This is a genomic window from Bacteroides sp. CAG:189 (assembly GCF_000432295.1).
Lineage (GTDB): Bacteria > Bacteroidota > Bacteroidia > Bacteroidales > Bacteroidaceae > Bacteroides > Bacteroides salyersiae.
Map to the genome: position 1 here is coordinate 10,478 of NZ_HF990981.1, position 12,320 is coordinate 22,797.

Genomic DNA, 12,320 nt, shown 5'->3' on the forward strand with positions numbered 1-12,320 from the left:
CGAAATCCGGCTGAACGAAGGTAATCTGGATGAAGCGGAAAAATTGCTCGATTCTATTGAAGACAAGGAATCGCTAAACACCATTCTTGATGTGTCTTACCTCTATATGGACATGGGATATCCCGAAAAAGCATTATCGTGGCTTACGCTCGGCATAGAGGAATACAAAGAAGAAGAGGATTTTCTGGCCGCTATGGCGGACTGTTACCGCAGTGGCGATCACGACGAGCAAGCAATCTATATCTATAACAAACTGATAGATAAAAATCCTTACGATCCGTCCTATTGGACCGGATTGGCCAAATCTCATTTTAACCGGCAAGAATTTGAGAAAACCATTGAAGCCTGCGATTTTGCCCTGGCTGCCGATGAGAATTTTGGAGAAGCCCACCTCATGAAAGCCCATAGCTTTTTCCACTTGGAGAATGAATCGAAAGCTATCCAAGAGTATCAGTTGGCACTCAAAGGCCAAAGTATTCCTCCCGAATTCGCCCATATGTTTATCGGATTGGCCTACACTCATCTGGAAAACTGGGAACTGGGCTATCAAAACTACGAACGGGCTTTAAAATTTATCGGAGACGAGGAATCCCCTATCTTGACAGATATATACAGCAATGAAGCATACTGCCTTTCCAAAATGGGTAGATATGAAGAGGCTCATCAAATCTGCGAAAGAGCAAAGGAAAAGACGCCCGAAAGCGCAGAACTCTATCTACAGGAAGGATATATTTATCTGGAAGAAAAAGAAATCGATAAAGCAAAAGAGTCTTGGAAAGTTGCCATACGCTGTGCCCCCGAAGCGGAAACACTGATACGAATAGGCAATTACTATCTAAATTGCAATATGTTGGAGAATGCACGCATGTGTCTCGAAGAAGCCAAAAGATTAGAACCGGAACATCCGAGTATCGATATCCGCCTGGCTTCTCTCTGTCTGATCCAGCAAGATTATAAAGGATTCGAAAAATACAATCAGCTACTGGATCCGCCTCTCAACCTACGAGATGTTCAGGAAGCCATGGCTTTGGATTGTGTCGATGGGGGCATGCGAAAGAAAATCGATCAATTTATACAGGAAATCGATGAATTCAAGAATGAGGATTCGGATGAAGACGAGGATGAAGATGAAGATGAAAATGAATATCCGGATGAAAAAGAAAATGATTAAAACCCAATATTAATAGAAAGCAAATGGAATCTGTAGCCTTTATTCAATGGTGTCTCGATCACCTTAACTACTGGACTATTACTCTGTTAATGGCCATCGAGAGTTCTTTTATTCCTTTTCCGTCCGAAGTGGTCGTGCCTCCTGCCGCCTACAAAGCAGCAGTAAACGATGAGATGAATGTTTATCTCGTAGTATTGTTCGCTACTCTCGGTGCAAATATCGGAGCGATCATCAACTACTATCTGGCCTACTGGCTGGGACGTCCCATCGTCTATAAGTTTGCCAACAGCCGTCTCGGACATATGTGCCTTATCGATGAAGCTAAAGTGCAACATGCCGAAGAATACTTCGACAAGCATGGAGCTCTTTCCACTTTTATCGGCCGTCTCATTCCTGCCGTACGTCAGTTAATCTCCATTCCTGCAGGACTGGCACGTATGAAGCTCGGCACTTTCCTGCTATACACCACTCTTGGTGCCGGTTTATGGAATGCGATCCTTGCCGCCATCGGATACAATTTAGCATCCGTTCCGGGTATCGAAAGTGAAGAACAGCTATTGGCACGCGTAACTGAATACAGCCATGAGATAGGCTATTTCTTTATCGCCGTCGGCGTATTCATCGTTGGTTTCCTGATTTATAAAGGAATGAAAAAAGGAAAATGATTTCCGAATTATGAATTCTGATTTATGAATTACAACTGCGTTGTCATACCGCATGGCATAATTCATAAATCAGAATTCATAATTCAATAAGTCAGAAATTAAATTGTAACCCCACTCCTAATATTTCTTTGAACTGCACTCTCGGTCCTTTCGTTCCGTCTTTCTGTGCAATTTTCACATCATCATCATACACCAGATTAGTGGTCAGAGTAGTCGAGAACCATTTATTGATGGCCATATTGATCTGTACTTCCCAGTTCACGTCGATATTCTGCGGTTTGTGCAGGTAATCGGAATATAAATCCAGACGGGAATAAACCGTCATATTCTTCATGAATTCATACCGCACTTCCCCTTTCAGATTAGCTCCGAAACTGGATAACAGATGCTTTCCCGGATCTACCCCATAAGCCCCTTCATCGGACAGGCGATCGTTCAGCACAAACGTTCCGCGCCAAGAAGCCGGTGACAACACCACGGTGAAAATCTTATTCGGTTCATAAGTAAATCCCAATCCGGTGGTGAGATAGGCAGGGGACATAAATTCGGAAACAGAAATATCCTTGCTTATACTATAATCATATCCGGGCGAGAATTGCGTCTGGAAAGTAGCAAATGCACTGGCATACCAGCTTTTTGCAATAGAATATCCGTAATTAGAGTTCAGGTAGATTTTATCATTGGCTTTCTTCGTCCCGTCTTCGCCGGTCCTGTTCAATCCGTAAGCCAGTTCAAGCCGGTTGTTCCAAAGATGTTTTCCTTTTTTATAATTGGCCTGATAAGCGCCTTGAAAGTCAAAAGCTACGGAGTTATCACCACCGGCAGCCCAGTTTGTCAAACTTACTTGGGTCAGTTTCAACCCTAAATTTCCTTCTCTCGTCCATGGAGAAGTACCTTCTGCCGTCTCCGTTTGAGCCGACACTGTCCCTACACCCAGGAATGCCAGGGCGATGAACCACATTTGTTTTTTATTCATGTTGCTTGGTTTAGGTTATTGATACCTTTTAAAAAAAACACAACCTAACAAGAACTGAAGATCCGGCGAATTACCGAATCCATAGGCCAGCTCCTATTAGGTCAAAATTTTCAAAACCCATGCCCATCCTTAAGCTATGGGCACGGATACGCTCTTTTCATAATGCCTTTTCTATTCTTTCACGGCGGCTAATGCCTTCTCATAATCAGGCTCCTGAGTAATCTCCGGCACGAGTTCCGTATAAGCTACCGTGCCATCTTTGCCAATCACCACTACCGAACGCGCCAGCAAACCTGCAAGCGGACCATCGGCCATGCGTACACCATAGCTTTCGTCAAAATCCGAATAACGGAAATCCGACAGAGGAACCACATTTTCGATGCCTTCTGTGGTACAGAACCGAGCATGTGCAAACGGAAGGTCTTTAGAGATAGCCAACACCACCGTATCTTTCAATCCGGCTGCCATCTTATTGAACTTACGTACCGAAGTAGCACATACACTTGTGTCAAGACTCGGAAAAATATTAAGAACCACATTTTTGCCTTTCAGATCTTTCAGAGAGAAAGAAGACAAATCAGTTTTCACCAGCTCGAAATCCGGAGCTACTTTACCTACTTGTATAAATTCACCGATCAGTTTTACCGGTTGTCCTTTGAAATTTGTTGTTGCCATAAAGATATTTACTATTTAATAATTTATTATTCTTAGAGAATCCGGATTTTCATCCGTTTGAATATACAACAATTAAAATTCACAATAGGTTCACAGAAAAAAAACCTTTTCCACCTTTATTTGTTACTTTCCTAACAAAATTATAGTATCAATTCATAAAACAACATTCGTATGAAAACAGTATTCGATGGGATCGAGCACTCAGTCAAGAACTGGTGGATGTCCCTTATTTTAGGTATTTTGTATATCGGTGTGGCGATATGCCTTATGTTTGCTCCGCTAAGCAGTTACGTAGCCCTGAGCATTGTCTTCAGTATTTCCATGCTGATCAGTGGTATTCTTGAAATCCTTTTTGCAATAAGCAACAAGCATGTATCCAGTTGGGGCTGGTATCTTGCCGGCGGTATCATCGACCTCATCATCGGCATTTACCTCGTGGCCTACCCGATGGTCAGCATGGAAATCATTCCGTTCCTCATTGCCTTTTGGCTTATGTTCCGTGGTTTCTCTGCCACCGGTTATTCGATGGACCTCAAACGGTATGGCACCCGCGATTGGGGATGGTACATGGCTTTCGGCATTCTTGCCATTCTCTGTTCGCTGCTCATTTTGTGGCAACCGGCAGTAGGTGCATTGTATGCGGTCTATATGATTTCATTCACCTTCCTTATTATCGGTTTCTTCAGATTCATGCTCGCATTCGAACTTAAGAATCTGCATAAAAGAGCCAATAATTAAGCACCGGTTTCTGTTTTCCTCCCGATCATATAAATCATACCGGAAGAAATCGAAACAAACTTTTAAATCAAGAATTGTGAACTGGGAATTGTCGTACGGTGTCAAGCCAGACAAATTCACAGTTCACAATTTTTAAATCAACCCAACGGCATCAATTAACTTATTCAGGCCGTTGCCGTCATTCCTTCAGCTTTCAAGAAGCGGAACATGGTAGTACGGGATACCCCGAACTCACGTGCCAGCTTCGCGTGCTTGGCACCACTTCTCGCCTGTTTCAGAATATACCTCTTATTTTCATACAGCAACTGCAATTTCGGATTATCCCCTTTCCGCCTCCCCAAAGGTATTCCCTCCTGCTTCCGTCGTGCCAATGCTTCTTTTGTACGCATCGATATAAGGTTGCGCTCTATCTCGGCCATCAGCCCAAATGCAAATCCCAGTACTTTACTATTTATATCATTCTGAAACACATACCCCTCCTTCGTGCTATACAGCACCACCTGTTTTTTGATGCACGAATTCAGAATTGTCATGATTTCCAGTAGCGTCCTGCTCAGCCTCGAAATTTCCGTCACGATGAGAGTATCTCCGGGTTTCATCTGTCTCAGCAACGGTGCCAATTTCCGTTCTTTTGTACTTACACTCCCACTCACTGTCTCAGTGTACCATTTGTCAATACTCAGCCCGTTCTTTTCCGCGAACCTTAAAATCTCCTCCTTCTGGTTGGCTAAAAATTGTTTTTCCGTACTTACTCTTAAATAAGCTATTACCATAATTTCTCCATTAAAATGATTAATACCCTGCGAAAAAACAGCAAATACTATTATCCATCACTCTAATTACAGATTCTTTTGTTAATGCCGATTCAGTCATTCAAAATAAAATCATAGAAGAAGCATTGCAGAGTGCTCTTTTTTTTACCATACCTTTACCTGCCCATTATCTGAACTACTAAAATCATTCCAGGCACAAACTTTGTTTATTGAACAAATAAAAAAAAGAAAACCAAAAAATGGAAATACAAATCTTCACAGAATCATTGATTAAAAAAGCAAAATTATCCGGCAGATACAGCACTGCCGACAGCTATCTAAGCACACTGCACCGGTTGCAATTGTTCACCAATGCTCCCGACATGCATTTTGACAAGATCACTCCAGAGCTCATAAAAGCGTTCGAACAGCACCTTTTTCAAAAAGGGCTGTTCGACAACACAGTTTCTCTTTACATGCGCATGCTACGATCTATTTTCAACCAGGCTGTCACTGCCGGAGTAGCCACGCTGAACACCAAGGAAATTTTCGAGAATGTTTTCGTCGGATGTGACGCCACAGCCAAACGAGCTATAAAGCCAGTCCTTATCAACCAGCTTTTGGAAACCGACTTAAGCCATTGTCCGCAATTAGAATTCAGCCGTGACATGTTCCTACTCAGTTTCTATTTGCAGGGAATTCCATTTGTCGATTTAGCCTATTTACGCAAAAGCAACGTAAATGGAAACATATTAATTTATCGTCGCCAAAAAACGGGACAACAACTGTATATCACCATCGAAAAGTGTGCTGCCAAAATTATAAAACGCTACGCATGCAGATGCAAAGATTCCGCTTATCTGCTACCCATACTCACAGCAACAGGAGAAACAGGATACAGACAATATAAAAGCGCCTTGCGGCTCTACAACAAACATTTGCACCGAATATCAGACTTAATAAAAATAACTCCGCAATTGACTTCATATGTAGCCCGCCATACATGGGCAAGCACTGCGCGCGAAAATGGCATTCCAGTTTCAATCATCAGCACGGGCATGGGACATTCCTCGGAAAAAGTAACCTATGTCTATCTGGAATCATTGGATAATAAAACGATGAGCGATGCAAATAAAAAAGTTATTTCGGCAGTAACTTCGAAAAGAAAAAATATTACCAAAAAGAAGTCTCTTACTTATTAGGTAAGGGAACGACTAACAATTCATTTATCGCCACAAAATTAGATATAAATTTTCAATATGAGACAATTTTGAGTGATATTTTTTTCTTAAATCACAAATTAATATCCCCAATACACGTATTTTAAAAAAGACAATGTTCAATAAATGAAGATTTGATACAAATACTCTGTTTGATGTAATTACAATATTACATCAAACAGAATTCTACAAAACAGACATCTCTCACCTCTGAAACTACAAAAACTTTAGGCTACATTAACATAACAAACACTTTCCGACAATCTTTCAGGATTAGTCGTTCCCTTACCTAATAAGTAAGAGAACAATATGAAAACAAACAATGAATAGCCTAATAAACTCTACATTTGGTGTGATAACATGTTGTGCAGCTTCTTTTTTTATTGCCATTTTTATTGAAAGCATTATGCTGCCTCGTATTCTTCTAATATCCAGAAGAAAACGTCTATATGATATGCCTGACAAGCGGAAATCCCATAAAAACCCGATTCCCCGACTTGCCGGTATTACTTTTTTTCCCGTAATTATGCTCAGTTTCCTTTCGGTATCTGGTTTACAAGCCATATATACCACTGAATATTTCATCAATTATTCAGCACAATCCATTATCCGCCTTTCTTTCATGATATGTGGAGCACTTCCTTTAGTATTGTTAGGTATTAAAGACGATTTGATTGGTGTCCGATATTCCCACAAATTCATCATCCAGATTTTATCTGCCCTTCTATTGATATCTTCCGGAACTTATATTGACAACCTCTATGGTTTATTGGGCATATATGAATTATCCCCTTATATTGGAATACCGTTTACAACACTGCTAACTGTTTATATCATCAATTCTCTCAATCTCATTGACGGAGTAGACGGTCTGGCAGCAACACTCAGTATTGTAGCATCCGTTATTTTGGGTAGCAGTCTACTCATTGCAGGAAACCGGACTACTTCTATTCTGGCTTTCGCCATCACAGGTACCCTCATCCCTTTCCTGTATTACAACACCATTGCCAAAAGAAAACTGTTTATGGGTGATACCGGCTCTCTGACCTTAGGCTATATGCTTAGTTTTCTTGCCATATATTATAGCATGCAAACATCCGCCAACAATACTGCACCAAGTATCCCTCCTATCATTATTGCCTGGTCCGTATTATTTGTCCCTCTATTTGACACAGCCAGAGTGATGTGTGTACGCGCCAGTCAAGGAAAACCGATTTTCAACCCCGACCGCAACCATATCCATCACAAACTTCTTGATTTGGGTTACAGTCACCGTAAAATCACATTGATTTTAACAGTAGCGACCTTGTGTCTTACCGCACTGAACATTTCTCTGTACAAACGGCTCAATATCAATATCCTATTAACGATTGACCTCATGACAGGTGTTCTTTTTAACGTCTATCTCAACCAACGGAGGAAAAGAATAGCAGGCAATTCTGAGCTTAATAAAATATCGGAGCAATCCCCATCCATCCCTTTGGGAGATTTCTCCGTCACCACCAACTACCGCTTTGATTCCATCCCCAAACGGCAAGTGGTGGTGAATACCATCAATCCGCACTCATGGGTAACTTCCCACCGGGATACAGAATTCAAAAAAGCCCTTCTGCAAAGTGATGCGCTTATCCCCGACGGTACAGGCATTGTATTCGCCGTCCGTTGGCTTTTCGGAATACGTATCCGCAAAATGGCCGGTGCCGACCTTCACCGGCACGTACTTCAGCAACTCGATAAGGTTGCCGGTTCCGTCTTTTATCTCGGAGCCTCACAGCGCACACTGACACATATTACCGAACGTATTCATGCAGAGCATCCTCATATCCGGGTCAATACTTATAGCCCTCCTTACCGCGACCGTTTTTCTGAAGAAGAAACAGCCGCGATGATAGCGGCCGTAAACGCATTCAAACCCGATGTATTATTTGTCGGCATGACAGCCCCAAAACAAGAAAAGTGGATTGCCGCCAACCGCCATCTGCTCCAAGCCCGTCTCATCTCCGGAATTGGAGCTGTGTTCGGCTTTTACGGCGGCACCACTCCCCGTCCTCCCCAATGGATGATCGCCATGGGACTGGAATGGTTGGGACGGCTTATCAAAGAACCCCGCAGAATGTGGAAACGTAACTTTGTCTCCACCCCGAAATACCTGTCGGATATCGTGCGACTGAAACTCAAAAAGAAAAACAATAAAAAAACAACACCCGATTATGAAATTAACTAAATCACTATTCCTCCCCACCCTAATTCTTTTACTGCTCAGCTCATGCGGCAGCCAAAAAGATATTGCATACATGCAGGATGGAGAATACCTGAAATACACAGAACAACCACCTTTCCTGTATGATGCCCATATTCTGCCCAAAGACCTGCTTACCATTACCGTGCATTGCTCCGAACCCGAATTGGCCGCCCCGTTCAATCTGAACGGAAGTCTGCAATCACCGGCAACAACAGGCAGCACCGGCAATACGCCACAACAAACTTATCTGGTAGATAACAACGGGGATATCGATTTTCCCATTTTAGGCAAACTCCACCTCGGAGGACTCACCAAAGGAGCAGCCGAAACAGTGATCTGCGAACGTCTGAAAGCCTTTTTGAAAGAAGAACCCATCGTGAACGTACGCATGGTCAACTATAAATTTTCCGTATTGGGTGAAGTTGGCAAACCAAACACGTTCACCGTAGCCAATGAAAAAGTAAATGTCTTCGAAGCCCTTGCCATGGCAGGTGACATGACCATTTACGGTAAACGCAATAACGTGAAACTACTCCGTGAAGACGAGCAAGGCAGAAAAGAAATTGTACTGCTCGACCTCAAAGACCCGGGTATCGTCTCCTCTCCATATTATTATCTGCAACAGAACGACATCCTGTATGTAGAACCGAGAAAATCGAAAATAAGAAGTTCTGAGATGAGTGCCATCACCCCATGGGTAAGTATCCTTTCGGTGCTGACATCATTAACGTCACTGGCAGTCGCCCTGTTCAAATGACCCTACCCCCTTCATAAATCTAAATTATAAATTATAAATCATCATTCATGAAAGAGTTTATTCCCGAAGATACCTTTGAAGAAACCGATAATAAGAACGAACTGAGAAATCTCCTTTTCAATTATTTCATCTACTGGAAATGGTTTATCCTTTCCGTCGTCCTTTGCTGGGCAGGTGCATGGTTCTATTTGCGTTATGCCACTCCGGTATACAATGTCAGCGCCACCGTCATGATAAAAGACGACAAGAAAGGCAGTCGTGCCAGTGAGATGCTCGCCCTTGAGGACATGGGCTTCCTTTCTTCAAGCGGAAGTATTGAAAACGAGATGGAGATCCTCCGCTCAAAATCTCTCATCAAACAGGCGGTGACCGCTTTGAAGATATATGCCACTTATACCACCAAAGGACATATCGGATCACGGGATCTCTATACGGACAGCCCCATAGCCGTTGAAATGTCCGCCACCGATCTCAACAAACTAAAAACCGGATTCAACTTTGAAGTCGTCCTGCAACCGGACAGCACACTGGACATCAGTGGGAACATCGGCGGAGAAGAGATCGCAGCCCACGTCCAACAACTACCGATCCTGCTGGATACCCCGGCAGGCAGACTGACACTGTCGTTACGTCCCAATACCAAACCGATATTCGACGAAACCATCTATATCACAATCACCCCTCCGCTTCAAATGGCAAAAGCTTATTTGGCGGCACTGAGCATTGCCGGCACTTCTAACATGACTTCCATTGCCAACATCAATATACAAACTACCAACAAGCAACGGGGAGAAGATTTTGTCAACAAACTCATTGAAGTATACAACCTCGATGCCAATAATGACAAGAAACTAATAGCGACCAAAACGGCTGAGTTCATCGACGAGCGCATCGTAATCATCAACCGCGAACTGGGGAGTACGGAAGCCGAACTGGAAAACTTCAAACGTAGCGCCGGGCTGACCAGCATAAGTGATGCCAACACTTTCGTACAGGAAAGTTCCGAATACGAGAAAAAACGCATGGATATCGGAACCCAACTCAACCTGATGGAATACCTGCGCGACTATATTGACAACCGAGCCAATCAGGACGCCGTAATCCCCTCCAACGTAGGAGTAAACGATGTCAGCCTGTCTGCCCTCATCAACAAGTATAATGAAATGATACTGGAACGCAACCGCCTGCTCCGTACTTCATCGGAAAGCAATCCGGTGATCATCCGCAAAAACAGCGATCTCAGCGCCATGCGTGCCAACATCAGGTCGGCCATCAACAGTGTCTATAAAGGTTTGCTGATTTCCAAAGAGGATATCGACCGTCAGGCAAGCAAGTATTCCAACCGCATCGACCAGACACCTACACAGGAGCGCGCGCTCACCGGTATTGCCCGCCAGCAAGAAATCAAGGCAGGACTCTACATGATGTTGCTGCAAAAACGTGAAGAAAACTCCATCGCTCTGGCAGCTACGGCAGACAATGCCAAGATCATAGACGCCGCCACAGCCAACGACCACCCCATAGCCCCCAATTACTCTCTGGTCCGGATGATTGCCATCGTTATCGGGCTGTTGATACCGATAGTTGCCATTACATTAGTCAACTTCTTCCGTTTCCGTATCGAAGGTCATGCCGATGTGGAGAAACTGACCCGTATTCCTATCCTTTGTGATGTTCCCACAGATTACCAATCAGAGAAGAACGGCTCAACCATTGTCGTAAAAGAGAACGAAAACAACATGATGTCCGAAGTATTCCGTAGTATGCGCACCAATCTTCAGTTCATCTTAGGAAAAAAAGAGAATAATGTCATCTTAATCACTTCCACTATCAGTGGCGAGGGTAAAACATTCGTTTCATGCAATCTCGGTGTCAGCCTTGCCCTTTTGGGCAAACGGGTGGTAATCGTGGGTCTCGACATCCGCAAGCCGAAACTGGCCGGGTATTTCGGTCTCGAACAGAAACATCTGAAAGGTATCACCTCTTTCCTGACCGATGACAGTATCGATCTGCACTCTTTACTATTGCCCACCCAGGCCAGCAGTAATTTGCAGATACTGCCTTCCGGAAGTGTTCCTCCGAATCCTGCCGAGTTATTGGCTCGCCCATCACTGGACAAAGCCATCACACAACTATCTCAAGAATTTGATTATGTGATATTGGATACCGCCCCGGTGGGTATGGTGACCGACACCCTTATTATGTCACGCGTTGCTAATGCCACCGTATATGTCTGCCGTGCCGACTATTCTTATAAAAGCGATTTCGGATTGATTAATGAATTGAAAAAAGAAAACAAGTTACCCGAAATAGCCATTGTCATCAACGGAATCGATATGAAAAAGAAAAAGCACAGTTATTATTATGGATACGGGAATAAATATGGCTACGGAAAAAGATATGGTTATGGATATGGATATGGAGAAAAGCAGAAAGAAAAAAGGAAATAATTAAGAATTTATAAATAATTACATATATACAATAAATAAAGAACTCTTTAAAGTGTTAAATATTTAACACTTTAAAGAGTCATATTTTTAAATTTCGCCAAATTTGTAATTATTCATAAATTCAATCACATCAAAACAGGGACACTCTTTAATCCATTCTTCAGGTTCGATTTCACCGTTTCCATTCAAGTCGGGAGACAAGTCCCGATGTCCGCACACCCTGCTTCCGGGATAATCTTTCAGCAACGTCCGTATCAGCACATACAGAGAATGTCTCTGCCATACCGTCATCGTATTCTTAGGCCGCCCACGGCAATCCAGCCCACCTTCATAACAGACGCCGATACTTTTCTGATTGAATCCCTTTACATGCGCCCCGATCTTCTCCAGCGAACGGGTAGTTTTTATATCCCCATTCTTACGGATATAGAAATGATAACCGGCACCATTGAATCCCCTGCGACGATGGCACACTTCCAGATCATGCTCCGTAAAGTCCCGGCCTTCCCGCGTAGCGGAACAATGTACCACGATAAGATCAATCTCTCTCATCGTTTTCCCCTTTCCCACCGGTTCCGCCCCGCAGAAACACCAACACCGCAATCACCCACTCTAAAATCTTTTTCCACTTTTTCATACTCTTTTTATTTTTCCTAAAATCCGCAAGCAATCTC

The 12,320-nt window shown here is 43.2% G+C and carries 11 protein-coding genes; 7 read left to right on the forward strand and 4 right to left on the reverse strand.

Annotated elements, in window-relative coordinates; all coding sequences use genetic code 11:
• On the forward strand, positions 1-1,171 hold a 1,171-nt coding region (locus QVP90_RS00980; RefSeq protein ID WP_288203639.1), incomplete at its 5' end, for a tetratricopeptide repeat protein.
• A 23-nt stretch (positions 1,172-1,194) separates the two neighbouring features.
• Positions 1,195-1,836: a DedA family protein gene (locus tag QVP90_RS00985; RefSeq protein ID WP_021935446.1), complete on the forward strand. Its 642-nt coding sequence runs from the start codon at positions 1,195-1,197 to the stop codon at positions 1,834-1,836.
• 91 nt (positions 1,837-1,927) lie between these two features.
• Here the strand turns inward: QVP90_RS00985 and QVP90_RS00990 are convergent, their stop codons facing one another.
• On the reverse strand, positions 1,928-2,812 hold the full coding sequence (locus QVP90_RS00990) for a DUF3078 domain-containing protein (protein ID WP_025819534.1): 885 nt from the start codon (positions 2,810-2,812) through the stop codon (positions 1,928-1,930).
• Between the two features lie 171 nt (positions 2,813-2,983).
• The gene (gene tpx / locus QVP90_RS00995; protein ID WP_005931078.1) at positions 2,984-3,487 is read right to left on the reverse strand and encodes a thiol peroxidase; all 504 of its coding nucleotides are present in this window, start codon (positions 3,485-3,487) and stop codon (positions 2,984-2,986) included.
• A 171-nt stretch (positions 3,488-3,658) separates the two neighbouring features.
• Between tpx and QVP90_RS01000 the strand changes: the two genes are divergently transcribed.
• The gene (locus QVP90_RS01000; protein ID WP_005931075.1) at positions 3,659-4,225 is read left to right on the forward strand and encodes an HdeD family acid-resistance protein; all 567 of its coding nucleotides are present in this window, start codon (positions 3,659-3,661) and stop codon (positions 4,223-4,225) included.
• A 164-nt stretch (positions 4,226-4,389) separates the two neighbouring features.
• Here the strand turns inward: QVP90_RS01000 and QVP90_RS01005 are convergent, their stop codons facing one another.
• Positions 4,390-4,998 carry a master DNA invertase Mpi family serine-type recombinase gene (locus tag QVP90_RS01005; protein WP_005931072.1) on the reverse strand — a complete coding sequence of 203 codons (609 nt, stop codon included), beginning with the start codon at positions 4,996-4,998 and terminating at the stop codon, positions 4,390-4,392.
• A 239-nt stretch (positions 4,999-5,237) separates the two neighbouring features.
• On the opposite strand from QVP90_RS01005, the gene QVP90_RS01010 reads away from it, so the two are divergent.
• The 4 genes from QVP90_RS01010 to QVP90_RS01025 all read left to right on the forward strand — a co-directional run bounded on the left by QVP90_RS01010 (position 5,238) and on the right by QVP90_RS01025 (position 11,646).
• The gene (locus QVP90_RS01010; protein ID WP_005931069.1) at positions 5,238-6,179 is read left to right on the forward strand and encodes a tyrosine-type recombinase/integrase; all 942 of its coding nucleotides are present in this window, start codon (positions 5,238-5,240) and stop codon (positions 6,177-6,179) included.
• Between the two features lie 472 nt (positions 6,180-6,651).
• Positions 6,652-8,421, forward strand: a complete 1,770-nt coding sequence (locus tag QVP90_RS01015; protein ID WP_021935447.1) for a WecB/TagA/CpsF family glycosyltransferase — start codon at positions 6,652-6,654, stop codon at positions 8,419-8,421.
• Positions 8,408-9,196, forward strand: a complete 789-nt coding sequence (locus QVP90_RS01020) for a polysaccharide biosynthesis/export family protein (RefSeq protein ID WP_007482059.1) — start codon at positions 8,408-8,410, stop codon at positions 9,194-9,196. Before QVP90_RS01015 ends, QVP90_RS01020 begins: the two co-directional genes overlap by 14 nt.
• Positions 9,197-9,243: 47 nt before the next feature.
• Positions 9,244-11,646, forward strand: a complete 2,403-nt coding sequence (locus QVP90_RS01025; RefSeq protein WP_021935448.1) for a GumC family protein — start codon at positions 9,244-9,246, stop codon at positions 11,644-11,646.
• An 87-nt stretch (positions 11,647-11,733) separates the two neighbouring features.
• Here the strand turns inward: QVP90_RS01025 and QVP90_RS01030 are convergent, their stop codons facing one another.
• Positions 11,734-12,198 (reverse strand): N-acetylmuramoyl-L-alanine amidase, encoded by a 465-nt coding sequence (locus QVP90_RS01030; protein ID WP_021935449.1) that lies wholly within the window; start codon positions 12,196-12,198, stop codon positions 11,734-11,736.
• Positions 12,199-12,320 lie beyond the last annotated feature (122 nt).

What these genes read in the sequence shown, in the direction of transcription:
- QVP90_RS01025 (WP_021935448.1), top strand. Translation starts at nt 9,244, where the DNA reads ATGAAAGAGTTTATTCCCGAAGATACCTTTGAAGAAACCGATAATAAG.
- QVP90_RS01010 (WP_005931069.1), top strand. Translation starts at nt 5,238, where the DNA reads ATGGAAATACAAATCTTCACAGAATCATTGATTAAAAAAGCAAAATTA.
- QVP90_RS01005 (WP_005931072.1), bottom strand. Translation starts at nt 4,998, where the DNA reads ATGGTAATAGCTTATTTAAGAGTAAGTACGGAAAAACAATTTTTAGCC.
- QVP90_RS01000 (WP_005931075.1), top strand. Translation starts at nt 3,659, where the DNA reads ATGAAAACAGTATTCGATGGGATCGAGCACTCAGTCAAGAACTGGTGG.
- QVP90_RS01015 (WP_021935447.1), top strand. Translation starts at nt 6,652, where the DNA reads ATGCCTGACAAGCGGAAATCCCATAAAAACCCGATTCCCCGACTTGCC.
- QVP90_RS01030 (WP_021935449.1), bottom strand. Translation starts at nt 12,198, where the DNA reads ATGAGAGAGATTGATCTTATCGTGGTACATTGTTCCGCTACGCGGGAA.
- QVP90_RS00990 (WP_025819534.1), bottom strand. Translation starts at nt 2,812, where the DNA reads ATGAATAAAAAACAAATGTGGTTCATCGCCCTGGCATTCCTGGGTGTA.
- QVP90_RS01020 (WP_007482059.1), top strand. Translation starts at nt 8,408, where the DNA reads ATGAAATTAACTAAATCACTATTCCTCCCCACCCTAATTCTTTTACTG.
- tpx (WP_005931078.1), bottom strand. Translation starts at nt 3,487, where the DNA reads ATGGCAACAACAAATTTCAAAGGACAACCGGTAAAACTGATCGGTGAA.
- QVP90_RS00985 (WP_021935446.1), top strand. Translation starts at nt 1,195, where the DNA reads ATGGAATCTGTAGCCTTTATTCAATGGTGTCTCGATCACCTTAACTAC.